21 protein-coding genes and 6 pseudogenes are annotated in these 23,026 nt (G+C 68.3%); 15 read left to right on the forward strand and 12 right to left on the reverse strand.

All coding sequences use genetic code 11. The annotated features are described in order from the left end of the window. Nucleotides 1-47: 47 nt before the first annotated feature. Nucleotides 48-986 carry an alpha/beta hydrolase gene (locus KUM38_RS22330; protein WP_217131196.1) on the forward strand — a complete coding sequence of 313 codons (939 nt, stop codon included), beginning with the start codon at nucleotides 48-50 and terminating at the stop codon, nucleotides 984-986. A gap of 371 nt (nucleotides 987-1,357) precedes the next feature. Here the strand turns inward: KUM38_RS22330 and KUM38_RS22335 are convergent, their stop codons facing one another. The 4 genes and pseudogenes from KUM38_RS22335 to KUM38_RS22350 form a co-directional block, all read right to left on the reverse strand. Further along, on the reverse strand, nucleotides 1,358-1,861 hold the full coding sequence (locus KUM38_RS22335; RefSeq protein ID WP_308409016.1) for a 2'-5' RNA ligase family protein: 504 nt from the start codon (nucleotides 1,859-1,861) through the stop codon (nucleotides 1,358-1,360). 765 nt (nucleotides 1,862-2,626) lie between these two features. After that, nucleotides 2,627-3,851 (reverse strand): annotated as a pseudogene (locus tag KUM38_RS22340) (IS701 family transposase). Nucleotides 3,852-4,443: 592 nt separating this feature from the next. Next, nucleotides 4,444-4,641 (reverse strand): hypothetical protein, encoded by a 198-nt coding sequence (locus KUM38_RS22345; RefSeq protein ID WP_217131198.1) that lies wholly within the window; start codon nucleotides 4,639-4,641, stop codon nucleotides 4,444-4,446. 277 nt (nucleotides 4,642-4,918) lie between these two features. Beyond that, on the reverse strand, nucleotides 4,919-6,094 hold the full coding sequence (locus KUM38_RS22350; RefSeq protein WP_217131199.1) for an NAD(P)/FAD-dependent oxidoreductase: 1,176 nt from the start codon (nucleotides 6,092-6,094) through the stop codon (nucleotides 4,919-4,921). A gap of 80 nt (nucleotides 6,095-6,174) precedes the next feature. Between KUM38_RS22350 and KUM38_RS22355 the strand changes: the two genes are divergently transcribed. Together KUM38_RS22355 and KUM38_RS22360 are read left to right on the forward strand one after the other, a co-directional pair. Continuing rightward, a complete protein-coding gene (locus tag KUM38_RS22355) occupies nucleotides 6,175-6,825 on the forward strand; it encodes a TetR/AcrR family transcriptional regulator (protein WP_254397585.1) in 651 nt (216 codons plus the stop codon). Nucleotides 6,826-6,860: 35 nt separating this feature from the next. Continuing rightward, nucleotides 6,861-7,196: pseudogene (locus KUM38_RS22360) on the forward strand (transposase); the annotation flags it as partial. Between the two features lie 35 nt (nucleotides 7,197-7,231). Here the strand turns inward: KUM38_RS22360 and KUM38_RS43645 are convergent. Beyond that, a pseudogene (locus tag KUM38_RS43645) lies at nucleotides 7,232-7,621 on the reverse strand (transposase); the annotation flags it as partial. Nucleotides 7,622-7,868: 247 nt separating this feature from the next. Beyond that, nucleotides 7,869-8,496: pseudogene (locus KUM38_RS22365) on the reverse strand (transposase). A gap of 287 nt (nucleotides 8,497-8,783) precedes the next feature. On the opposite strand from KUM38_RS22365, the gene KUM38_RS22370 reads away from it, so the two are divergent. From KUM38_RS22370 to KUM38_RS22380, 3 genes are all read left to right on the forward strand, one after another. After that, nucleotides 8,784-9,062 (forward strand): polyprenyl synthetase, encoded by a 279-nt coding sequence (locus KUM38_RS22370; RefSeq protein WP_217131200.1) that lies wholly within the window; start codon nucleotides 8,784-8,786, stop codon nucleotides 9,060-9,062. Further along, a complete protein-coding gene (locus KUM38_RS22375; protein ID WP_217131201.1) occupies nucleotides 9,052-10,107 on the forward strand; it encodes a polyprenyl synthetase family protein in 1,056 nt (351 codons plus the stop codon). The genes KUM38_RS22370 and KUM38_RS22375 overlap by 11 nt, the downstream gene beginning before the upstream one ends. 85 nt (nucleotides 10,108-10,192) lie before the next feature. Further along, complete coding sequence (locus tag KUM38_RS22380) at nucleotides 10,193-11,353, forward strand: oxygenase MpaB family protein (protein ID WP_217131202.1); 1,161 nt, start codon at nucleotides 10,193-10,195, stop codon at nucleotides 11,351-11,353. 273 nt (nucleotides 11,354-11,626) lie between these two features. Here KUM38_RS22380 and KUM38_RS22385 read toward each other — a convergent pair whose 3' ends face one another. Together KUM38_RS22385 and KUM38_RS22390 are read right to left on the reverse strand one after the other, a co-directional pair. Next, nucleotides 11,627-12,217 carry an isochorismatase family protein gene (locus tag KUM38_RS22385; RefSeq protein WP_217131203.1) on the reverse strand — a complete coding sequence of 197 codons (591 nt, stop codon included), beginning with the start codon at nucleotides 12,215-12,217 and terminating at the stop codon, nucleotides 11,627-11,629. A gap of 387 nt (nucleotides 12,218-12,604) precedes the next feature. Further along, a complete protein-coding gene (locus tag KUM38_RS22390) occupies nucleotides 12,605-13,051 on the reverse strand; it encodes a hypothetical protein (protein ID WP_217131204.1) in 447 nt (148 codons plus the stop codon). 755 nt (nucleotides 13,052-13,806) lie between these two features. Here KUM38_RS22390 and KUM38_RS22395 point away from each other — a divergent pair. Then, the gene (locus tag KUM38_RS22395; RefSeq protein WP_217131205.1) at nucleotides 13,807-14,151 is read left to right on the forward strand and encodes a hypothetical protein; all 345 of its coding nucleotides are present in this window, start codon (nucleotides 13,807-13,809) and stop codon (nucleotides 14,149-14,151) included. On the opposite strand, the gene KUM38_RS22400 is transcribed toward KUM38_RS22395, so the two are convergent. Then, nucleotides 14,120-14,554: a helix-turn-helix domain-containing protein gene (locus KUM38_RS22400; RefSeq protein ID WP_217131206.1), complete on the reverse strand. Its 435-nt coding sequence runs from the start codon at nucleotides 14,552-14,554 to the stop codon at nucleotides 14,120-14,122. The genes KUM38_RS22395 and KUM38_RS22400 overlap by 32 nt on opposite strands. 95 nt (nucleotides 14,555-14,649) lie before the next feature. Between KUM38_RS22400 and KUM38_RS22405 the strand changes: the two genes are divergently transcribed. After that, nucleotides 14,650-15,027: a VOC family protein gene (locus KUM38_RS22405; RefSeq protein WP_217131207.1), complete on the forward strand. Its 378-nt coding sequence runs from the start codon at nucleotides 14,650-14,652 to the stop codon at nucleotides 15,025-15,027. A gap of 491 nt (nucleotides 15,028-15,518) precedes the next feature. Continuing rightward, nucleotides 15,519-15,776 (forward strand): annotated as a pseudogene (locus KUM38_RS22410) (transposase); the annotation flags it as partial. On the opposite strand, the gene KUM38_RS22415 reads toward KUM38_RS22410, so the two are convergent. Together KUM38_RS22415 and KUM38_RS22420 are read right to left on the reverse strand one after the other, a co-directional pair. After that, nucleotides 15,770-16,519, reverse strand: coding sequence for a transposase family protein (locus KUM38_RS22415; protein WP_217131208.1), 750 nt, complete (start codon nucleotides 16,517-16,519; stop codon nucleotides 15,770-15,772). The pseudogene KUM38_RS22410 and the gene KUM38_RS22415 overlap by 7 nt on opposite strands. 114 nt (nucleotides 16,520-16,633) lie before the next feature. Further along, on the reverse strand, nucleotides 16,634-16,948 hold the full coding sequence (locus KUM38_RS22420) for a hypothetical protein (RefSeq protein WP_217131209.1): 315 nt from the start codon (nucleotides 16,946-16,948) through the stop codon (nucleotides 16,634-16,636). A gap of 182 nt (nucleotides 16,949-17,130) precedes the next feature. Here KUM38_RS22420 and KUM38_RS22425 point away from each other — a divergent pair, with 182 nt between their 5' ends. The 3 genes and pseudogenes from KUM38_RS22425 to KUM38_RS22435 all read left to right on the forward strand — a co-directional run bounded on the left by KUM38_RS22425 (nucleotide 17,131) and on the right by KUM38_RS22435 (nucleotide 18,811). Then, on the forward strand, nucleotides 17,131-17,535 hold the full coding sequence (locus KUM38_RS22425; RefSeq protein WP_254397586.1) for a hypothetical protein: 405 nt from the start codon (nucleotides 17,131-17,133) through the stop codon (nucleotides 17,533-17,535). A gap of 97 nt (nucleotides 17,536-17,632) precedes the next feature. Next, nucleotides 17,633-18,176 (forward strand): annotated as a pseudogene (locus tag KUM38_RS22430) (transposase). Between the two features lie 98 nt (nucleotides 18,177-18,274). Beyond that, complete coding sequence (locus tag KUM38_RS22435) at nucleotides 18,275-18,811, forward strand: hypothetical protein (protein WP_217131210.1); 537 nt, start codon at nucleotides 18,275-18,277, stop codon at nucleotides 18,809-18,811. 5 nt (nucleotides 18,812-18,816) lie between these two features. Here the strand turns inward: KUM38_RS22435 and KUM38_RS22440 are convergent, their stop codons facing one another. Further along, nucleotides 18,817-19,683, reverse strand: coding sequence for a triacylglycerol lipase (locus tag KUM38_RS22440; RefSeq protein WP_254397587.1), 867 nt, complete (start codon nucleotides 19,681-19,683; stop codon nucleotides 18,817-18,819). A 569-nt stretch (nucleotides 19,684-20,252) separates the two neighbouring features. On the opposite strand from KUM38_RS22440, the gene KUM38_RS22445 reads away from it, so the two are divergent. Genes KUM38_RS22445 through KUM38_RS22455 form a run of 3 tightly spaced genes read left to right on the forward strand, consistent with a single transcriptional unit; the run spans nucleotide 20,253 to nucleotide 23,025 of the window. Then, nucleotides 20,253-21,260 (forward strand): sensor histidine kinase, encoded by a 1,008-nt coding sequence (locus KUM38_RS22445; protein WP_217131212.1) that lies wholly within the window; start codon nucleotides 20,253-20,255, stop codon nucleotides 21,258-21,260. After that, nucleotides 21,257-22,372 carry a hypothetical protein gene (locus KUM38_RS22450; RefSeq protein WP_217131213.1) on the forward strand — a complete coding sequence of 372 codons (1,116 nt, stop codon included), beginning with the start codon at nucleotides 21,257-21,259 and terminating at the stop codon, nucleotides 22,370-22,372. The genes KUM38_RS22445 and KUM38_RS22450 overlap by 4 nt, the downstream gene beginning before the upstream one ends. Then, on the forward strand, nucleotides 22,348-23,025 hold the full coding sequence (locus KUM38_RS22455) for a response regulator (protein ID WP_217131214.1): 678 nt from the start codon (nucleotides 22,348-22,350) through the stop codon (nucleotides 23,023-23,025). The genes KUM38_RS22450 and KUM38_RS22455 overlap by 25 nt, the downstream gene beginning before the upstream one ends. Nucleotide 23,026: the final 1 nt, after the last annotated feature.

A 23,026-nucleotide genomic window follows, 5' to 3' on the forward strand; every position in this document is an offset into this window, starting at 1 on the left:
AGGCCATTCCATACTGGACGGCCGTCTTCTTCAGACAGGTGAGCGCTATGTCCCTGGACCCGCAGATCCAGACCCTGCTCAAGCAAGTGGCCGCCGAAGGCGGACCGGCGCCCGAAACTCTGACGGTGGCGGAGAACCGCGCGTTCGGGCGCGCCTTCGGCGCCCTGGCCGGCGCTCCCGTACCGGTCGCCGATGTCCGGGACACCACGGCCGTCGCCGACGGCCGCGACATACCCGTCCGTATCTACCGGCCCGTCACCGAGCCGAACGCCGGGCCGCTGCCCGTGACGCTCTTCTTCCACGGCGGCGGGTGGGTCTTCGGCGACCTGGACACCCAGGACAACATGGCCCGCACCGTGGCCGGCCGCTCCGGCACGATCGTGGTCTCCGTCGACTACCGGCTGGCACCCGAGCACCGCTTCCCGGCCGCGGTCGACGACGCCTACGCCGCGCTGACCTGGGTCGCGGACAACGCCGCCGGCTTCGGGGGCGACGGAGAACGCATCGCCGTGTTCGGCGAGAGCGCAGGCGGCAACCTTGCCGCGGTTCTCGCACAGGACTCCCTGCGCCGTGGCGGACCTCGCATCATGCTCCAGGTGCTCGCCTACCCGGCGGTCGACCGGTTCGACGACAGCCCCTCGATGTACGAGAACATGACGGGACCGGTCCTCTCCCGTTCCTACCTCGAGTGGTTCTGGGGCGCCTACCTCAGCACTCCTGACCAGGGCGCCGACCCGCGAGTCTCGCCGGCGCGCTCCGACGAACTGGCCGGACTTGCTCCCGCCGTCATCGCCACCGCCGAGAACGACCCCTTGCGCGACCAGGGCGACCACTATGCCCGCAAGCTGGCCGACGCCGGTGTGCCGGTCCAGCACCTCCCGGTCGAGGGAGCCATTCACGGCTTCCTCTCGTTTACCGGTTCAGTGCGACTCTCACGGGACGTACTGAACCGGCTCTCGGATGCTGTGGCCACGGCCTTCAACTGACCCGGCCTGTGCGGCATCGCCGGTTGCCGAAGTCCTGCCGCACGCGAGCAGCACAGCGACCACCACTGTGTTGAGACCCTCGCTGTGAAGCGGCCGGTCCGGGACTGCTCGGGCCGGCCGCTTCATCTGCGGCAGCTCGTGGCCCTCCCGACCGATGAGCCGTTCGGCAGCCGGTCACGGTGACTGTTCACCGAACGGCAGGACCTCACGCCCGGAGAACCCGGGCGGACCGACCGGGAGTGTCTCATCAACGGCGGATCCGATGATCAAGGAGACGCCGATGAAAGGTCCGGTCGCCACCCGGTCCGGCTCGACAGGCCGGCCGTCGCCGCTTCGGCCAGGGAGAGCCGACCGGTTGGCGTCGGGGCGTTTCAGGGGCGGGGCGCCAGCACCTCCAGAGCACCGGTCTCGGTGTCGTAGCTGCGCAGGGTGGTGAGCCGGACTGACAGCGGCGGCGCCGGTAGCAGTTCGGGGACGCGCCGATCGGTGAAGGCACCTGCCCGCCGGGTACGGCCGAGGGTGATGTGCGGGCTCCAGCGCCCAGGTGCGTGCAGTGGGTTGAGGGTCGCGGGCGGGCTGTCCGAGGCCACCGCCTCCCACACCCGGCGGTGCAAGCCGGCCAGCGCGGAGTCGAGATCCAACGCCCAGGCCAGCACCGAGGTGGGCTTCTCGAAGCGGACCACGCCGGTGAACCGCACCGGCAACGGCAGGGCAGCGGCCGCCTCGGCGAGCTCCCAGCGGATCGGGGCGGTCAGCTCCGGGCAGGCGGCCAGGGTGAGGTGCGGGCTGTTGGTCGGTGAGCGGTGAAGCGCCTGACTGGGCAGCCCCGCGTCCGCGAGCCGCCGCCAGGCCTCCCGAACCGCTGACTCCGCCACGTCATCCAACAGAAGCTCGACCGTACGCACCGCCGCAGAGTACCGGGCGGGCCGCGCTGTTCGGGAAGCGTGGCGGACCACAGCGGCAGAGCCGATGACACCCGAGGACGGGCCGCGCCCCTGGCGGAGGTGGACGAGATCGCCTCCCCACCTCGTGCACGGCCGGAGTCCTGGACGACCACCGCGAGTGGAAGTCCGCACTGGAGGCCGTGAATGAGCACGGGAATCCGGAGTGGCCGGCGGACTGGCAGCGGCACTACGCCGCGCTGCGAGGGACCTGGTGCTCGAGCAGAGTGCCCCCTCGGTCGTCACGCCGGGCATCACCGTGCACGGCAGCCGGGCGGCCGGCCCGAGGGATGCGGGCCGGCATGAACTCGCGGGATGCTCGGCACGCCGCTTCACCTTGCTGGATGGTGTTCCCAACTTCTCTGGGGCTGGGAGCGCCCCGAAGTTGTCCGCCTGTCCGCTTCTGAGGGCGAAGTCCTGGGCCTGCCTGCCAGGCGGGCGAGGGCGCAATCCGTTGGCCACCTTGACCGCAACGTCCCTAGGGTTGCCGGGATGACACACAACACTGTCGACCCGGCGACGGTCACGCCGGAGATGGCTGCTCAGATTCGCAGGTGGCGATGCGACGAGGACTACTCCTGGCGTGCCGTGGCCCGGACCGCCCCTCGATCGTGTGCAGCCGCCGCCGATAGTGGCAGCGGCAGGCGACGGCTTGGCGTCGTCTGCGCCACTGTGACCATCTCAGTGCGCGTGCTCTGGTCAGGGATTGATGAGCGTGTGTGGCGGGTGGATGGCCAGTTGCCAGGAGCCGCCGAACTTCTGCCACAGTGAGGGGCACGAGACAGGAACCGTTTCTGCTACCCCTTTTGCCGCGGCGTCGGCGGCCATGACCGCCAGGAAGGCGTGCGCCAGCATGGCCAGAGTGACGTGCCGCATCCAGCCGGTGTAGCGGCGGACTTCGTACTGGTCGAGGCCGCACTCGTTCTTGGCGGCCTGGAAAGCTTCCTCGATGGCCCAACGCGTTCCGGCGACGCGGACCAGGTGCTCGACCGTGGTGCCGAGCGGTGCGGAGGCGAGGTAGTAGGCGATCTCCTGGGGGCTTGCTGATGCTGCGGCGCGCCAGTGCCCACCGCTGGTGGGTGGGCAGTTCGCCGTCGAAGTCCTCGATGGAGGCGATCTGCAGGGCGGCCCAGCGGTAGACGCGTGGGCCCTTGGCACCGTCACCGCACGAACGTCTCTCCCACGCTTCGTCGGGAGCCTGGGAGAAGAGGTGATCGATGCGTCCGAAGTGGGGCACCTGCTGGGACTGGGGGACCGCGAGCACATACCCCAGGCCGGTCTCCTCCAGCATGCGGCGCAGCCTCCGTTCCTGGCCGTAGGCCGAGTCCGCGGTCACCCAGGCGATCGGCAGCGGTGAGGCGATCGCCCGCAGGACCATGGTCTTGGCCAGGTCGGGTTTGGTGGCGAAGGTCCGCTCGTCCGGGATGTGGGCGGCGCGGCAGCGGTCGCGGTCGTCGGTCCAGGACTTGGGCAGATACAGCTCGTGGTCCACCAGGGCGCGTCCTCGCGTGGTGGCGTAGGCGGCGAACACGCCGATCCGGCAGTTCTCGGTGCGGCCGGCGGTGCCGGAGTACCGGCGCTGCACGCCGGCCGAGATGGTGCCCTTCTTGAGGAAGCCGGTGTCATCGAGGATGAGGATCCCGTCCGGCTCGCCGAGTCGTTCGGCTACGTAGTGCTGGAGGTCGTCGCGGATCTCGTCGGCGTCCCAGCGGGCTCCGTTGAGGAGCCGCTGAAGGCGGTCGGGTGTGCGACGCCCGGCGTATTCGGCCAGCTGCCAGCCGTTCTTCCGGCCGACCGGGCCCAGTAGTCCACGGATGTAGTCACGCATCCTGCGACGCGGCTCGACGCGCCTGAAGCGGTGGCCGGTACGCAGGAAGAGTTCCTCGATTTCGTCGTTCCAGATCTCAACTGCACGCTCGTCGATCACGCCGGGAGGCTGCCCAGACCGCTGCCCCTATCAGCGGCGGCTGCACACGATCGAGGGGCGGTTCGGGAAAGAGAACACGAGCCGGAACCCAGCCCACCACACTCTCCCAAACCGCCCCTGAACAGGGAAAACATCAAAGTGCTGCTGGAGTACTAACATGTAGGCGTCTTGCGAGGACACCGCTGAGGTCATCGGGGTCTTTCGCGCTGAGCCGGGCGCGACGACCCGGTCCGACTGCCGGTGCGGCTGTGGACCCGTCGGGGACTTGACTCGCGAGGCCGTCGACATGCTGGAACCGGCCAAGGTCGCCTCACTACTCCGCAACCTCGACGCGCAGTAGCACCCGCTCGTCGAGTCCGCCGTCGGCAGGGGCGTCCGCTGGGGCGAGGTCACGCCGTGCGGACGTACGACTTCGCGTCGCTCCTCTCCGAGGTCCACGTCAAGCCGCCGTTGAAACACAGTCCCAGACGTCGAGGAGTCGCCGGGCCACCCCCTCGCCCCGTGGTGGTTCGGCCACCGAGGCGGCGCCTACTGACGAGGTGATGCCGTTGCAGCGCCGGTAACCACAGGGCCGGTGCTCGGACGCCGGTCACGGTGCCGAACGCCTCCGCTGCAGCAACCAGGTACCCCCTGTCACTGCCCCCGTCACCGATAAGCCTATTATCAGCGACTTCCTGAGCTCCTCCACCTTGCTGCCGTCGTCCGCAATAACCACCGACAGCGACGCGATGACGGCCGTGATCACCAGCCCGATGGCCAGGTTCTTCCTCACCCGCGATTTCAGCAACTGCTTCTCCTTCTCGATGGGTGTGGCGCCGCATCGTCCTCGATACGGCGCCACACCGGGTTGTCATCCGTTCGGGTCGGTCAATGGTCGGCCAGTACGGTCTTGCGCCGTGTCCGTTACGGACGTTGCACGCCACCACCGAACGGGCGTGAAAATCCGACCCCGCACTCGTACGCTCGACATGCACCGGCGCCCCCTGCGAATGAGGCCCCGCCGACACCCATCGTCGGCAACCCGCATCCATCTTCACGAGCGAGGCGTCGGGCCTACAGGCCGTCTAGCGCGTGGCGGACTGTGATCCGCCTACGGCGGACAGGGAAGGCGGCTCATAGTCGTACAGGTATCCCTGCGCCCGTTCGAAGAACGGGAGGAGTACGCGCATCTTCGCCGCGTTGACCTGTCGCTTCACGGCACCGGGCCGCTTGCTCTCACGGGCGTTGTGCCCGTGCTTGAGCAGCTTGTCAATGCGCGGGCGACGTGCCGCGTCGTAGGCCTTGAGTGCCGCTGGGACGGTCGGGGCGCTGCTCAGCGCCGCCGCGAGTTCCAAAGCGTCCTCGATGCACATCGAGGCGCCGTGTCCGACGCCGACAGGGTGGGCGGCGTCGCCGACCAGGACCATGCGTCCACTGTGCCACGTCCGGACCGGATCGCAGACGTTCAGGTAGCCGGACGCGACTATCGATGTCGCGGCTCCAACGATGGCCCTCGGCATTGCCTCCGGAAACAGCTCGGTGACACGCCGCAGCCATTGCGCGTCGTCGATGCCTCGCAGGTCGGGCTTGACCGGATCCCCGATCTGAGCCGTCCACCACTGGGTCTTTTCGTCGATGCTGGTGTATACGAAGGCACCGTTGCGCGCGTAGGCGAGGTTCCAGACGCCGGGCTCGAGACCCGTCATGGTGGCGATTCCGGCGACCCCATAGAGCCCCGCGTACTCCGCGCGCGGCGCGGACGAGTCGATCAGCCCGCGCACGGTTGACCAGACGCCGTCGGCGCCCACGAGCAGCTCCGCGGTGTCGCGCCGGCCGGAGGCGAATTCGGCCACCACGCTGTCCGCTAACTCCGTCCCGCCCACCAGGCGTTCGCCGGTGACGATCTGCGCGCCCGCGTCGAGCGCCGCGCGCCGCAGGATTGCCACGAGCCGTCCGCGCTGGAGCGAGATGCTGCGCATCGAGTCGGCTTCGCGCCGAAGGCGTGGCACGTCGCCCAAGAGGTGGCCGCCCGCCGTATAGAACCGCATCCGTTCGATGGGGTATCCGGCCGCCTGTACGTCGCGTAGGCAGCCCAGCTTCTCCAGCGCGCGCAGGCCGTTGACCGCCAGGCTGAAGTGGGCGCCGACGTCCTCGGGCGGGACATCGTACGCCTCGTAGACGGTCACGTCGTGACCGATCCGCTGCAGTGCAAGGGCGATGGCGGGTCCGGCTATCCCGCCACCGATCACGATCGTTCGCACGATGCCTCCCTGAATTTGGTTTCACTGAATGTTGATTCAGCGCAAGTCTGTTCCGATACGCTGGCATCTGTCAACAGTCGATGGAGGACGACATGCCGCAGGCGAGTACCGCCAGTCGAAAAGTCCGGGCGGCCCAGACTCGTGCCGCGCTGCTGGACGCGGCGCGGGGGCTGTTCAACGATCGCGGCTACCTCAATACGAAGATCACCGACATCACCGCCGCGGCCGGACGCTCGACCGGCTCGTTCTACGAACACTTCGCCGGCAAGGACGAGCTGCTCCAGGCGCTCCTCGCCGAGATGGAGGATGCGATCGACGAGCGCATGGTCGGCCTGGAACACCCCCGTGACCACGACCTGACCGACCGCGACCAGCTGCGCGACCACCTCGGTGTCGCGTGGACGGTGATGCGGCAGAACCGCCCGGTCACGCTCGCACTGTTCCAGGCGATGGTGGCCGACGACCCCGGCACAGGCCGGGCCTGGCGCGACCTGCGCGAGCAGACAGAAACCATTCGGGAGCATCTGAAGTACCTGGTCGAGCGCGGACACCAGCTGCCCGGCGACCCCGAGTTCATCGCGGCGGCGATAGGCGCGATGCTCGTCACCCTCAACTACGCTGTGCTCACGCCCCCCGGCGGCGAAGACGACCAGCGCGTCATCGACACCCTCACGGATCTGCTGTTGCACGGGCTGGCCGGACCGGCGTCACATTCGGCGGATGAAGCTTAAGAGGTCATCTCATCTGGCTCGGTGGGCTGTCGGCCGTGGCAGGGATCGTTGAGCGACTGGTGCCGGATGAGCTGTGGGAGCTGTTCCAGCGCGTGGTACCGGAGGCACCGTCGCGACCTCAAGGCGGCGGCCGGCGCCGGCACGGGGACCACGAGGTGCTGGCCGCGATCGTGTTCGTGGCCACGTCGGGCTGCACCTGGCAGCAGCTTCCCGCGGAGTCATTCGGGCCGTCCGGGGCCACGGCGCACCGCCGGTTCACCGAGTGGACCAAGGCCCGGGTGTGGGCCAGGCTCCACCGCCTGGTCCTCGACGAACTCGGCTCCCGCGGCGAGCTGGACTGGTCGCGGTGCACACTCGACTCGGTCACCATCACCACCAGTGCAAGGCCGAGGCAGTCGACCACCAGGTGCCGCTTGCGCCCGGCCACCTTCTTCCCGCCGTCCCAGCCGGACGTCGAGCGGGGGATGTTCGCCGCGGCTCGCAGTGACTGCGAGTCCACGATCGCCGCCGTCGGGTCCACCGCGCGGCCCTCCTTCTGCCGGACACGGTCACGCAGCCGGTCGTGGAGCTCGGTGAGCAGGCCCTGAATCTGCCAGCGGCGGGCGAAGGCGTGCACCCGCTTGAACGGTAGGAAGTCGCAGAGGAGGTTCGCCCACTTGACGCCGTTGTCCACGACATAGCGGACCGCATCGATCATCTGCCGGTGGCAATACCCCTCCGGGCGGCCGCCCCGCCCTTCCAGCCAGGCCGGAACGGGCAGCAAAGCCCGGACGATCTGCCATTCCGCCTCCTTCATGTCCGGGCCGTAACAAGGGGCGCGCTCTGGGCCGTCGGCCGCATTGCCGAACCTGTGCGCGAGGCAGTCACACGACGGAGAACCCGAATCGGACTCCACACACGCGAGCGCGAGAGACTGCGACAACAGGGCCTCCCGGAACAGCTCGTTGGCTTCGACAACCCCGAGCGGCGCTGTCACATTATTGGGTGCGTGGGTCTCTGGCGGCGCGTCGGGGCGTGGTGGGGGCCGGGTTCCGGGCCGGTGCTCAGGCCTCGGCGGGCCGGCCGGCGGCGCGGGTGATCTGGTTCCAGATGGCGAAGCGGATGGTCATCTCGGCGCGGTATTCGGGGGCGGTCGTCAGGTGGTGGCGGGGCCGGAAGTGGGATGAGATGCCGCTGAACGCGGCCAGGAACCGCTGGGTTGCGCCGATGCTGCGGAAGCCTTTCATGGCGCGTTCGCGCTGCCGGGTGGGCTGGTGGCTGTTCTCGGCCCGGTGGTTCGGGCCCTTGTGCGAGCGGTGCTCGACGAAGGGCATGACCTGGCGGTGGGCGGCGCCGTGGGAGCGCGGCTTGTCGGTGACGATCACCCGGGGCGCCGCGGGGGTCGTCTTCAGCAGGCGGCGGAAGAAGCGCCGGGCCGCGGTCTTGTCCCGCCGGTTCCGCACGAGGATGTCCAGGACGGTGCCGTCGGCGGCGCAGGCCGTTCGCGTGGATCTGCCCGAACTTCGCGCACCGGCGCCGGACCGTCTCGTGGGAGACGAGCACGCCGCGCTCGAGCATGAGCTCCTCGACCTCGCGGAAGCTGAGCGGGAAACGGAAGTACAGCCACACGCAGTGCGCGATCACCTCGACCGGGTACCGGTGCCCCTTGTACGACGGCGACGCGGACGACACGAGCGAACCCCTCCCCGGCACAACCAACTCCAAGGTCATCCCAGGCCGGTCAGCCAACGTGAGAACGTCAAAGCGACCGCAACGGGGATGTCAGCGATCCGACCACGCACAACTCCGGCGGGGCGGGTCCGGTGAAGGGCGGCGGGTGGGGATGTGCTGGGCCGTACATCCATACGGTGTGATCGCTCGTTGGTGAGTTCTCCGCTCTCTCCACCTGGTGTGACAGGACGCTGGGAGACGCGGCGCGGGATTGGCGCCTTCACATTCTTTCGTGGGTGGGGGTAGGCATGACTCGGGAAGCGGAACGCCCTGGAAATCCGGAACAGCAAGTAGTGCTGCTGGTGGCGGGGTTGGCCGATCTGGCGGTGAGCACCTTGAGTTCGGCGCTCGGCACGGTGCGGGGGCTGTTGCGTCGCTCGGACACGGCGGAGCTGGCGGCTGAGGCTGAGCAGGACCTGATCGCGCGCGGGCGCCTGGTGCTCGACCAGTACGCAGCCGCGCCACCGGCCCATCTGGAGGTGCTCGCCCGGCATGCCACGGCCCGGCAGGCCGGCGATGGTGTCTGAGCGCTGGGAAGCGGCTGCGTTCAAGGCCCGCGTGGATGAGGTGCTGTGCGACTTCGTCGCCAGGGAGGCCGACCGGTTCGCGGCGGTCGATCCGGCTCTGGACCCCGTCGCCCGGCAGCTGGAGCAGGCGGTCGCGGACGGCAAGCGGCTGCGGGCGGCGTTTTGCTACTGGGGCTGGCGTGCGGCTGGACAGCCGGACAGTGATGCGCTGGTGCGGGCGGCTGCTTCCATGGAGCTGGTGCACGCCGCCGCGATGGTGCACGACGACCTCATCGACGACAGTGCGCTGCGCCACGGACGCCCCACCGCGCATGTCGCCTTGCGGAGCGCGTTGCGGCGCCGGCCGCGGGCGGCGAACGCGGCCCGCTCGCTTGCGATGCTGGTGGGGGATCTGCTGATGTCGCTGGCCGGTCAGCTGTTTGTCACCAGCGGCCTGCCCGCCGCCTACCTCGGCCGGGCCCGCCCGCTGTGGGCGGCTCTGGCCCGCGAGCTGATCGCCGGTGAGTGCCTGGAGATTCTGCACACCGGTGCCGCCCCGGACACCTCCGCGTCGCTGAAGGTGATCCGGTACAAGACCGCCAAGTACACCGTCGAGCAGCCCCTCCTGATCGGCGGCGCGCTGGCCGGCGCCGGTGAGCGGTTGCGGGAGGGGTACTCCGCGTACGGGTTGCCGCTGGGCGAGGCGTTTCAGCTCAGGGACGATCTGCTGGGCCTGTTCGGGGATCCGGAACGCACCGGCAAGGCCAACCTCGACGATGTGCGCGGCCACCGGCCCACCGCCTTGCTGGCGGAGACATGGCGTATCGCCAGTGGCGAGGAGCGTGAGCAGTTGCGCACCCTGCTCGGCCGACGCGACCTGGACGCAAGCGGTCTGGAGGCCGTGCGCGCGCTGATGCGGCGGCTGAAGGCGCCGGACCGCATCGAAGAAATGATCACCTCGCGAGTCGAAGAGGCCACACGCAGCCTGCACGACCTGGACCTTCCCGGGCACGCCACCGCGGCCCTGACCGCCCTTGCTCAGTCGGCGGCGGCCCGCCACCACTGACTCCCTCGAACAACGGCAGCCGCACCGCACCGCCTCATGCCCGCGACGGTGCCCTGCTCGCCCCGCACGACCAAGGAGCCCTGTGATGAGCTACACCGAGGCGTCGATGGACGCCCTGCGCCAGGCCGGTGACGAACTCGCCGACGCCACCGTCGCCACCCTGTTCGAACGCGGCGAGGTCGGCACGTTCAACACCCTCATGCGGTACGTGTCCACCGCCGGTGCTCCCCTGCCCGACGGGCTGCCCGACGTGGCCCGGGAATACCTCCAGGCCACCAGCGCCCCGCCGACCTGGGTGGACTGGGCCGAGATGGAAAAGGCCCGCCTGTTCTTCATCGACAACAACGTGCACATCTCCACCGCGCTGTCGTTCGCCTCCATGCCGGCCTGCTACGTCGTCCCGCACGTGGCCCGGCTGCTGTCGGCCACCCACGGATTGAAGTACCCCTCCAAGCGGATGGCGGAGACCGGCCAGTTCACCGTCTACCTCATGCAGCCCGGCGCGTTCGAGGCCGGCAGTCGCTTCATCCCGGCCGCCCAGAAGGTTCGCCTCCTGCACGCCTCCATCCGTCACCACCTCAAGCGCGAGAATCGCTGGGACACCACCACGCTGGGCGTGCCGATCTGCCAGGAGGACATGATCGGCGGGCAGATGTTCTTCTCGCTGCTCGTCCTGGACTCCCTGCACCGCCTCGGCATCCACATGTCCACCGAGGGCGCCGAGGCCTACTTCTACGCCTGGCGAGTCGTCGGAGCGATGCTCGGCGTCGACCAGGACACCGTCCCCGAATCCCTCGAGGAGGCACGCCGGTTCCTCGACCTGTACATGATCCGGCACATGGGGCCGTCCGAGGAGGGCGCGCATCTGACCCGGCAGCTGATCGACCTGTATGAGGAAGTCGTCCCCGGCACGTTCTTCGACCCGATCGTCTCCGCGCTGATCCGCCACCTGATCGGCGACACCTGCGCCGACTGGCTCCAAGTCCCCCGCACTCCCTGGGACACCGTCGTCAAAGCGGTCCCCCATCTGCTCGGCATCCTGGAAACCATCGAGGACCGCTCACCGCTCGGTGCCTGGGCACTGGACCGCCTCGGCCACCTCACCACCAACCTCGAACTGTCCTCCCTCACCCGCGGACGCGTCATGCACTACGCCATCCCCGAACAGCTGAAGAACGACTACGGTGTCACCGGCACCGTGCTCCGCAACCACCGCTGGACCCCACCCGCACCCAGCATCACCTGACACACAGCCCAGCCAGAACGCCACGGTCACAGCGACCGCGACTGAGCTGGGACGAAGTCCGACCGCCATCAGCCGCGCAGATTCACCGTTGCGTTGATCTGCCCAGCGCCGCGCTGACCTCGCTTGACGCGGTACGCGTCCGGCCGGACGGTGCCGCCCCCAGGCCTCCTTCAGGTGCCGGCGCAGCGAAGCATACGGACGTCTCTCCTGATCAGCAGATCCGGCGCGTTGGTCAGACACTTGCCCGGCACCGGCCGCGAATCGTGCCGGGGCCTAACTGGTGGGCGCCTCGCCGGATACGGCGACGCCCGCCTGGCGGAAGTCGTCCAGGGCGGCAGCGGTCGTGTGCGGGGCCACCCCGACCGAGTAGTCGAGGCGTACCCGTGCACGGAATCCCGCCGCGACGGCATCCAGCGCGGTGGCCCGCACGCAGTGGTCGGTGGCGATGCCCACCACGTCGACGTCCTCCACCCCGCGGGCGCGCAGCCAGTCCGCCAGGGAGGTCCCTTGCGTGTCCGCGCCCTCGAAGCCGCTCTTGGAGGCGCTGTGGGCACCCTTGAAGAACACGGCGTCGACGTGGCCGCCGGTGACAGCGGGGGCGAAGTGCGGATGGAACTCGCCGCCCTCCTCGCCTGCCACGCAGTGGACGGGGAAGCTGTCCTGGAAGTCGGGATGGTCAGAGAAGTGGCTTCCCGGGTCGATGTGATGATCCCGGGTGGCGACCACGTACTGGTAGTCGCGGCCCCGGCTCTCGCGGACCAGATCGGCGATCGCCGTGGCGATCCGCGCACCGCCCGCGACCGGGACACTGCCCCCTTCACAGAAGTCGTTCTGCACGTCCACCACGATCAGACCTCGGCTCACCACGAACACCTTTCACAGGACGGAATGGTGGGAAGGACACGGCAGACCGCGACGGATGCGGTGTGCGTGCCGTCAGCACCGGCACCGGGACGGATATCGCCCGCTGCACGGCCGGGATACCGCAGGCGGCGACGGCTGACGGGCCGGCCTGTGACCGCACACCTGCCACGGCTGCAGCCAAGCCCGCCTTGTTACGGGGCCGGGGTGTATTCGAGGGTCTGGTGGCCGCAGCCCGCCGACAGTTCCGCCAGACGGGCGCATTCGGTGGCGTCAAGGCGGTTCACCGTGTGCCTGCTGCAGCCAACACCGGCCCGGTCCGCCAGGGTCCCGCGTCCCCGCCTGGGCCGGCAGCACCGCTGTCAGGCAGGATCAAGCGCCTCGCTGCTGTCAGCGATGTCCGCGGTCGACCAGGTCGCGGAGGGTGAAGCGACCCGGGGTCGCGCCCAGGTTGAAACGAAGGTAGTTCTTTTCCCTGGTCAGGGGGCGGCGCTTGGTCTTGCCCTGCCACAGCTCGTAGTGGTCGCCCTTGTCGACGAACCACACGGGTTCACATTTGTCCCTGCTGGCCACGGTCTTGACCCATCCGTCGTCTGAGTCGATCCACTTGCCCTTCTCGTGCTCGCAGGCAACTTGCAGGTGCCCGGCCCAGTCCCCGCCTTCCTCCCAGCCGTCAATGCACTTGACCCACAAAGCCGGGGCTCCCGTGAGTGTCATAGCTGTGGTGGAACCCGCCCCGGACTTGGCCACGTCGCCGCTCACCCCTGCGGAAGGGTCGAAAGCGATCCACTTACCCTCAAAGCGCGCTACCTCGTGATCGTCGTAGATCGCGAACATGTCGGTACGCCTGATTCCCATATCGAAGCCCCTTTGTGATCACTGTCGACATTACCGGACAATCTACTCAAAGCTCGGTCGCGTGGCGATCTCTCCGCTCGCGCCCTGAACAACCGCGTCCGCGGCGCCCCGCCCCCGGGAGCGCGAAGAAGCCCACCATCAAGGCCCGGCAAGGACGCGGAGCAAGCACCCCCGGCCGCGTCCGCACCCCCTCGGACCGAAGGGGGCCCGAATACTGGCGAGCCTCGACCCCACGCCTGTGGACCATGTCCCGGCTCTAAAAGCAAGGGCTCCGTCCCAGCACCGCCGTATACCAACGATCACCAAAAGCACACCGGGCACAGTGCAGCTGACACGGCTTGATCACCACGGTCCGCTATCTGACAGACCTGCAGCTCAGACCCCCAGCCCGGAACCAGCGTCCACACTCGCCACGGCTACCGAGGCAGCACCGTCTGACCACAGCCACATCCCAAACCGATCAGCCCAGGTCAGAACACCCGTTACTGATCACAAGCGCTATTTCTGGACATGCAGGCGCTGCGGGAGCCGGGGGTGGAGTGGGCGCAGCCGGCGCGACGGTGGCGCGCCTCCTTAGCCTCGATCCACCGGCTGATGGTCGGTCCAGTAGCCAGACATGACAGCGCGGATGCCCTCTGAGCTGGGACGATTGAACTTCCTACGGCTCCATATCTCTAGATCGGGAGAGCATCCGCGAGATGCGATCTTCCGATGCCGCTTCGGCGGTCTCCGCCGTGTTCGATGGGCTGAACCTGGTGGCGGACGCCGGTCTGGTTGCGGTGGTCCGTCTGGCGGAGCGGGCCCGGCTGCCGGCGCCGGCCCGCGAGTCGATACGCATCAAGGACGCGGATAACGGTGGCGGGGCGAACCCGGACGCGAAGGTGATGTCGCTGATCGCAGCGATGTGCACCGGGGCGGACAGGGACAGCATCGAGGACGCCGGCCGACTGCGGCACGGTGCCATGCCGGCCTGCCTCGGCGGCATCCGCGCCCCCTCGCCAGTTGACGCGGATGGTCGAGGCGGTCACGAGAGCGCGGTTCGCACCATCAGCGACCGGCTGACGCCGGTCGGCTCTTGACGGGCGTGGCCGCGGCCTGTGGCGCCCGGCCGTATCGTTCGCGGGATTCCTCGATGTGTTCCAGGTACCGGCGAGTCCATGCGCACATGCCGTAGACGGTGTGCCGCAGCTCCTGACCCGCGTCCGTGAGCGCGTATTCCACGCGCGGCGGCACGGTCGGGTAGACGGTGCGCTCGACGAGCCCATCGCGTTCGAGGCCGCGCAGCGTCTGTGTGAGCATCTTGTGGCTGATGCCCTCCACCTCACCGCGAAGTTGCGTGAAGCGCAGGGTGCGCTCGCCGAGGGTGCTGACCACCAGCAGCGTCCACTTGTTCGCGATGCCGGAGAAGATCTCACGCGCGAGGGAGTGGGCGCGTGTCACATCGGCGTCCTCCGAAGCGCGCCTGACCTCTTCGGTAACCACCAGGTGCCCTTCTCTCGCAAAAGTGCGTTCTTCCCTCTGGCCTCTTCACTCTCCTACGGTTCCCAGGTATTCACAAGTTACCGTGAGGACACGCCATGACCATTCTCAAGACGTACGCCCGCCTGTGGACCGACGAGTTGGACAGGTCGCTGGCATTGCTGCGTGAACTGACCGGCGCAGAGCCCGATCTCCGCTTCGCCTTCGACTCCATCGAACTCGCAGCGATCGGTGACTTCCTCGTCATCGCAGGGCCGCCTGCGGAGCGTGCCCGCTATTCCCACGCCAGCGCCACCGTGATCGTCGACGACCTCGATACCCTGATCAAGACGCTCGCGACCGCCGACGCCGAGATCACCACACCGGAAAGCGCCAGCGTCACCGGTCGGTTCCTGTACGCGCGCCATCACGGTGGCGCAGAGGTCGAGTACGTGGAATGGGTCCCGGAGTTGGTGGAGCGCATCGTGCGGGCGTAGCCAGTGCGTCCGTGCCCCCGACGAGCCCGGGGCACGGACTCTCCGTCATGTCGGCGGCGTGTACGCCAACTGCTGCCGCAGCAGCCGCTCCACCGCTCCCGTGTCACCGGTCGCCACGGTGCAGGCACGAGCCGGGGGCTACCGGTCAGCTCGTGTCCTGTGGATAAAGAATCGAAGAGAGGTGCCTGCTGACCTGCGAAGATGGGAGTTCCCACACAACCATCACGCACACTCGGCAAGGCACCTCGTAAATGAAAGTTTGCCACACTCCGGCGGCTGTCTCCGCTGCGTTCGATGACGCGAATCTGATCGCGCATGCCGGGCTGGTCCCGGTGATGCGGCTGGCCGAGCGGTGCGGGCTGTCGCGGCTGATCGCGGGGAAGGCGAAGCTGACCGGGGCGAAGAACGGCGCGGGTGCGGCGGCGGACGCCAAGGTCACCAGCATCGTGGGCGGCATGGTCGTGGGCGCGGACAGCATCGACGATCTGGACGTCCTGTCGGACGCGAACGGACTGCCCCTCCTCGTCGGCATCTCGGCCGCCAACACCCACGACAGCGAAGGGCTGAAGCCGATGGTGGAGGGTCACCACACGAGACACGACCCCCACAACGGCCGCTACTTCAAGCCCCAGCGCCTGCACGCGGATAAAGCCTAAGACCGCGCTGACCTGCGCGGATGGCTCCGTGGCAAGCGCATCGGCGTGCGCATCGCCCGCAAGGGCATCGAGTCCAGTGAGCTTTTTCAGCGCTGACGCTCCAGGGTGAGGACGGCGGCAGCGATTGACGAGAGGCGGTTCGGGCCGCATCGGGCTCGGCGGAAGATCCGCCAGGACTTCAGCCTTGCGACACCTCGTTCGACCGGTGCCCGCGCTGCTGACAGAGCTCGGTTGACCGTCCGCTGTGCGGGAGTGAACTCTCCGAGAGGTGGGCGTCCGACCGGCGTGGTCACCCAGGGGCCGGCTCCGATGCAGGCGCGGTCGGCGAGGACGGGCACGCCTTGGCGTTCACAGATCCGGATGACGCGGTGGGTGCGGGCGGCGATGAGGTCGTGGGTGAGGCCGGGCAAGGCGGGCGAGATCCACAGCAGCTTGCCCGCGGGATCGGCCACGACCTGCACGTTCACGCCGTGTCGGCGGTGCTTGTGGGAGAAGTCGGCCCGGCTGTCGCCCACCCGGTCGCACCCGGCGGGTGTTCCGTCGAGCAGGACGTGGTCGGGGTCGGTCTCCCGCAGGATGCGCAGCAGGCCGGGCGCCCGCCGGGACAGGTGGTCGACGACGGCGGTGACGTAGGCGTGGGCGGTGCCGACGGATATCCCGAACCCGGCGGCGATCTGCGCCGGCGGGTCGTGCCGGCGCAGGCAGACCAGGGCGACGAGACCACGCTGGTGAGGCGGGAGCTTGCAGCGGCGGTCACCCTCACGGGTGACGATGAGCATGGTGACCCACTCGACCAGCGCGCGAGGCAGGTCGAGTACGGCAGGACAGGGAACCAACGAGGCTCCTGTGCTGATGAGTTGAGACGTCGAACACCTCTCTCAACGGCACGGGGGCCTCGTCCGTTGCGGGACGCCAGCCCGTCGCCCGATCAGTGGCCGCCCTGAAAGGGCTCAGTGATCCGCGCTCATCCGGCGCATCAGCCCCCAGCCTCCGAGCAACAGCACCACGCCGCCGCCGAGGCAGGAACCCCCAATGATCAATGAGTCCCGCTGCGTACTCTCGTTGCGCCGTGTCATTTCTTCGTATCCGGCCGATGAACGCTGCTCATTGACGGTGATTACGCATTGGTCTCCAGGGCGCATGACCTTGCCGTCACACGTCGGAGGTCCATCACCCGTGGTGACCAGCCCGGCGATCAACACGACCGTCCCGGTGAACGATGCACCGAACCCGGCTGTCAGCATCAGCGGGGTGACGAGCAGCACGCCCAGTCTTCCGGGGGTCATCGTGAGTCCCTTCGCGAGGGTGCTGTCCTGTCGTCGTACCGCGTGAGAAGCGCCGCCGCCAAGGCGAGGAGCCGTTCGCTCCAGATTAGCGCCGCTTCGTAGTCGTTCCCTCGGGTGCCTGCCAGAGAACGGTGGCACGGGTTCTGGCTGGAACGCTGGCGGTGCAAAGGGCGAAGGCGTGTCAAGGGGCCGGGTGGAGACCCCAAGGACGGGCCGAGGGCGCCCCGCCAAAGTCGGAGATCACGGCCTGCCGCCACGACCAGCTCACCGGCCGTCTTCGCGCGGTCGGCGTCGGCGCGATCGCCGACCTGGGCTTCGTCGCCCTCGACGACAGCGGCCCGGACGCCGACCCGGTAGTGATCACCGGCTACAAGGCCGCCCGCAACCGGCCGCTCATCCGTGGCCAGAAGCCGTCCACCAAGGCGCTGGCCGCCGTCCGGGCGCCGGTCGAGCACGGGTTCGCGCACCTGAAGAACTGGCGCGTGCTCACCAAGGTCCGCGCCGCCCCGAAATGGGTGTGGGTGAACGTCCCGCAGGCCTTTCGCGGGCATTGTCACGTTGACTGACCGGGTGGAATGATCTTCGGGTTGATCATGGTGGAGAGGGCCATCCGTGGGAAGTACGTCGACGTCGTACAAGGGGCACCAGTAACCGGTCGAGGTCATCTCCCACTGCGTGTGGTTGCACCACCGCTTCCCGCTGTCGTTCCGCGAGGTCGAGGAACTGATGCTCGAGCGTGGCGTGACGGTCTCCTATGAGACGGTGCGGCGGTGGTGCGGGAAGTTCGGGCAGGCCGCCTACGCCGACTCGCTGCGCCGCCGGGACAGGGGTGCGGCCAAGCGTTTCTTCCGCAGGCTGATGAAGAGGACCGGTGCGGTGCCGCGGGTGGTGGCCACCGACAGGTTCCGCTCCCACGGTGCGGCCCACCGTGAGGTCATGCCCTCGGTGGAACATCGCTCGCACAAGGGTCTGAACAACCGGGCGGAGAACAGCCACCGGCCCACCCGCCAGCGCGAACGCGCGATGAAGGGCTTCCACGGTACCGGCGCGGGGCCCAGCGGTTCCCGTCCCCTTCAGCGGCATCGCACCCCACTTCCGGCCCCGTCGCCATCTGATGCCCGCACACGACCACCGAGCCGAGAGGACCGTCCGCTTCGCCGTCTGGGACCAGATCACCGGCGCTGTCGGCCGGCCCACCGCGGCCTGACTCCAGGCCCGAAACGCAAGCCCACCACGCCCCTGACACACCGTCAGACATTCACCCCCCCCAACAACGCGACAGCGCCCTCCCTGTCGCTGGAACGGATGCGCGACACCGGCATGGTCGTCGAACGCGGGAAGCAGCGCACCGACTCCACCCAGGTTCCAGCCGCCGCGCGGGACCTCGCCCGCCTGGAGTTGGTCCTCGAAGCAGTACATGCAGCGCTGGAGGAAGCCACCCAGCGAGTGCCTGACATCTTGGACGGCCTGGTGGATGCCGATCCCTGGCAGCAGATTCCGTTGCCGTCACGCACCCACAACACCTGGCACGGCCGGGGCGAGAGCCGCCGGGTCAAGGTGCGCACGGTGAGCAATCTGCTCTTCCCCGGGGCCCGCCAAGCCGTCCAGCTCAAGCGTCGCCGAGTGGACCGCAAGACCAGCAAGATCAGCGTCAAGACCGTCTACGCGGTCACCAACCTCACTGCCGAACAAGCCACACCCGCCAAGCTCGCGAGCTTGATCCGCGGCCACTGGAAGGTCGCGGCCCTGCCGGCGGGCCCGGACATTGCCGTCCGCATCCAACGCGACAGAAACCGCGGAGAGGGCGGCCCGTTATCAACACGGCCGCCCTCTCCGCGGTGAGAAAACTACCTGCTGGAGTGCCAGTAAACGGCCTGACGTGCCCGCTCAAGCGGTGCACCCCGGTCGGCCCAGCCGCTCCACGTACCACTACCGGTCTTAGTTCGACCGAGATAAGTGCCGCTTCGGAGGCTCTTCAGTTCCGTGTGGTCGATCGACCTTGCGCCGTTGGCGTTGTACTGGAGTTTGTGCTTCGCGTCGACCCCGACTCCAGAATTCTCCGAAACCGTGGCATCGTCGTAAGACGAGACTACCGTCCAGTCCGTTCCCATGCGCGAGATCGACGGCTTCTCCGGAAGTCTTTCGAGGAAGACACTGCCCGGAGTCATTTGCGAACACTGTTTCTGCCCGCGGAAGGCTGCCTTGCACCCGAGGAGCTGTAGCCCGTTCGCCCCATTGTGCGGAGTGCCGAGCGTGACAACGTCCTCAATGTAGAGGTACGGCGGAAAGCCCGAGGCGCCGTTCCTGACGTTGTACAGCGCGGAGCGGATCACGAGGCCACCCATGGAATGGGCAACCACGTCGACCTTCCTGCCGTGACGGGAGTAGTTGTTGTAGATACGGTTGGCGAGTGCCTTGGCTACCGTCGTGATGGACGTTCCACGTGTACCGTTGTACTTGTAGGTGCAGTTCTTTCCCTCAGAGTAGTAGCCGAACGTGACCAGGCCGCCGGTCCAGTCTTTGTTCTTGAAGTGCGTACGCGCGCTCGACCAGTAGCTGGAACAGTCCGTATCCGCCGCGCCACTTGGGTCGAATCCGTGGACAAAGAACACCACGTTGTTTTTGGAGTTGGACCGACTCGGCGCGTCCGCGGCGCTTGCCGGGGCAGCTACCGCCAAGGTAATCGCTACGGCGAGAAGTGTGCTGATGAACAACGCGGTTGATCTTCGAGATCGTTGCATGAGCCTACCTTCCAGGTACTCAGGTGGAACTCGTAGGGATCGGGCCTTCGATCACGAGGGCGGGCCGGTTCTCAGGTTTTCTGCCGAACCTCGAATCGCACCCGGGATCCCCCTCTGCCCCCGGTGGCCCGGTACCGAAGATTACGTGGCGGACTGAAGACGGGCATGTCACGCGAACACGTGACAACGCCGGCGCTCCTGTACCCATGTGAGTCTTTTGCCTGGAAGCAGGTTCATTTGCCCCGTAACAGTGGCGGGGAGATGTCACCCGCACCCTGCCGGTCCCACTCGCGTTCGTTTAGGTTGGGAAGCGGGTCCCATCGACATGCGGGGGGCACACTGTGAGGAATGCGGCCAGATCCCTCGATCTGCTCAGCAGAGGTGGGAATTCCCTTGATGGAGGCGGCGTGACGCGGGGGCCCGCCCAACTCCAGCTTCGGCGTAGGTCCGCGCGCCTGGCCGCTGTCCTGAGGGCAGCCACTGCCGTCGGAGCAGCCCTGGTCGCCGTGGTCGGCTTCGCACCGCCCGCCCGCTCCGTCTGGGTGGCCGTCGCGGTCGTCGGACTGCTTCTGTGGAGCGGCCTGTTCACCGTTCTGACACTCAGGCCAGAACCTCGTCCCTGGCTCTACGCCGGTGATGTCGCCGTCGTTCTCGTGCTCTGCCTGGCGCAGGGCAATCTTGTCCCGGCCGAGGTCCTGGAAGCGAGTGCGGGCTCCGGATGGATCGACATGGTCGCCAGCACCGGTGTCTTCATCGCACAGTTCATGCTGCGTCAGCCCCTGGCGATGACCGCGGCGATCGCCATCGCGGCGGCCCACGCGGTGGGCGGCGGCATACGAGAGGCCTCCGTCGTCCTGGTGCTCCAGGGGCTGCTCGCCGCCGCTGTCATGGTCCTGCTGCGGCATGGAGCGCGTAGGGCGGATCTCGCGCTGGCCGAGGAGGCGTCGGCGCGTGCGTCGGCGCGGGCCCGGTCCGCCGCCCGCACCGACGAGCTGGACCAGCAGCGGCTGTTGCACGACACCGTGCTTGCCACGCTCACCATGGTGGGTACCGGCAGCATCACCCGTGACTCTGCCGCGCTGCCGGAACGGGCCGCAGCCGACCTGGCCGTCATTGCGGACCTGCGGGCCCACCCCCACATCGCACGCGATGTGGCGCAGGTCCCAGCACCGCTGGATGTCGCGCTGCGCACCGTCGTACTGACGCGCCGCGTCGGCCTCCCCTCACTGGACATCGAGTTCGACGTGCCGCCGCTGGACCTGCCCCACGAGGTCGTGGTAGCCCTCTCGCAAGCGGTCGCCGAAACCCTGACCAACGTGGCCCAGCACGCGAACACCCGCGCTGCCCGAGTCTCGGCCCGACGCGTCGGGCAGGGCGTCGCCGTCGAAGTCTGCGACAGGGGAGGCGGGTTCGACCCTGTGGCTGTTCCCTCCCACCGGCGCGGCCTGCGGGAATCGGTTTACGGCCGGATGAGTGCCGTGGGCGGCAGCGCCCGAGCGGTATCGTCTCCCGGCGCCGGCACCCGGGTCGTGCTGAGGTGGGAACCATGAGCGTCGTCGAGGGCGTGGTCGCCACCCGCTTTGCCCAGGCTGTCAATATCGGGCTGGTGGCGATCGTCGGCGTCTGGCACCTGGGTTTGGATACCCTGCTGGTGCTCAAGGGCTGGTCGGTGTACGAGCCGCGGGCCGTGGCCGCGGGCGCCTGGCTGGCCCTCACGGTCATCCAGGCGGCCGGTTCCATCCTGCTGCTGCGTTCCGCGCTCAGCACGCACACCGCGCGGATGCTTGCGGGGGCGGCGCTGGTCACCGGCATCGTCGCAACCGCCACATACCCGCCGGGTGGGGCGATCGGCGACGTGAGCTGGGCGTGGAACACCGTGGGTTGGTTCGGCGTGCTGCTTCTGATGCAGCGTCCGCTGTGGGAACTGATCACCCTGCTCGGCGCCAACACGGCTGTCACGGCGGGCTTCCTGGCCGCCGACGGCGCGCTCGGCCATGTCACCGTCTCTCGTCTGCTGGCCGCGGTTTACACCACTGCCGGTATCCAGTTGACCTTCGCGTACCTGGCACGGCAGCTCAACGACGGTGCGCGGGAAGCCACCGAGATCGCTGCGGGACAGGCGGAGCACCTCGCCCGTGCCACCGCCGACGAGACCGTGCACGCCGAGCGCCAACGCCGCTACGAGTACCTGGGCAGCAGAGTGGAACCGCTGCTGCGTGGTCTGGCAGGACATCAACTGGACCCGGAGGACCCTGTCGTACGCCGGCGCGCCGCCGTGGAGGCGGCACGGCTGCGAAGGCTGTTCATGGAGACGGACGACACCCCGCACCCGCTCCTGCATGAACTGCGGGCCTGCGCCGATGTCGCTGAGCGGCGTGGTGTACGCGTGACCCTGCTGAGCTACGGTGACTTGCCCGAACTGCCGTCGTCTGCCCGCCGAGAGCTGGCGGAGAGGGCCCTGTTGGTCCTGGCCACCGCCACCACCCAAGCGCGGGTGACCGTCGTGACGACTCCCGAGGAGGTTGTGGTGAGTGTGGTGGCCGACGCCCCGCCGGAGACGCTCGTGGAACCGCCGGGTCCCCTCACCGTGTCCTCCATGTACGACCAGGAGGAGGACCAGTTGTGGTGGGAAACCCGATGGCCGGTACGACCGACTCCCTGACCGTTGCCATCATCGACGATCACCCTGTCGTCATCGAAGGCATTCAGACCTGGCTGTCCGAGGAGCCGCGCATCTCGGTGGTATACACCGGCGAATCCGCCGATGTGACGCCCGGCGTCGCCGATGTTCTTATTCTCGATCTGAATCTGCACGGCAGACTCGTCATCGGCGATATCGCCACGCTGGCCGCGGCGGGTCAACGGGTCATCGCCTTCTCGCAGTTCACCGAGCAGCGGGTGGTGCTCGAATCGCTGGAGGCCGGAGCATGCGAGTTCGTCGCGAAGAACGAAGGACGGGCGCACCTGGTGAACACGGTGCTGGCGGCGGCGGGAGACAGGCCGTACGTCACCCCGACGGCCGCCGGGGTTCTCGTAGGTGATCGCGGCTCGAACAGGCCCAGGCTGTCCTCGCAGGAACGTACCGCTCTGCTGTGGTGGTTCCAGTCCATGTCGAAGGCTTCGGTCGCCCGGCGCATGGGGGTGTCCGTTCACACCGTGGACGTGTACATCCGTCGGGCGAGAGTCAAGTACGCGCAGGTCGGCAGGTCCGCACCGACAAAGGCGGACATGCTGGCCCGGGCGATCGAAGACGGCTTGGTGAAGCCCGACGACATCACGGGCTACGAGTCAGCCGCGGTCGACGTGGGTTCTTGAC

The sequence above is a fragment of the Streptomyces sp. AC558_RSS880 genome (assembly GCF_019049255.1).
Classification (GTDB): domain Bacteria; phylum Actinomycetota; class Actinomycetes; order Streptomycetales; family Streptomycetaceae; genus Streptomyces.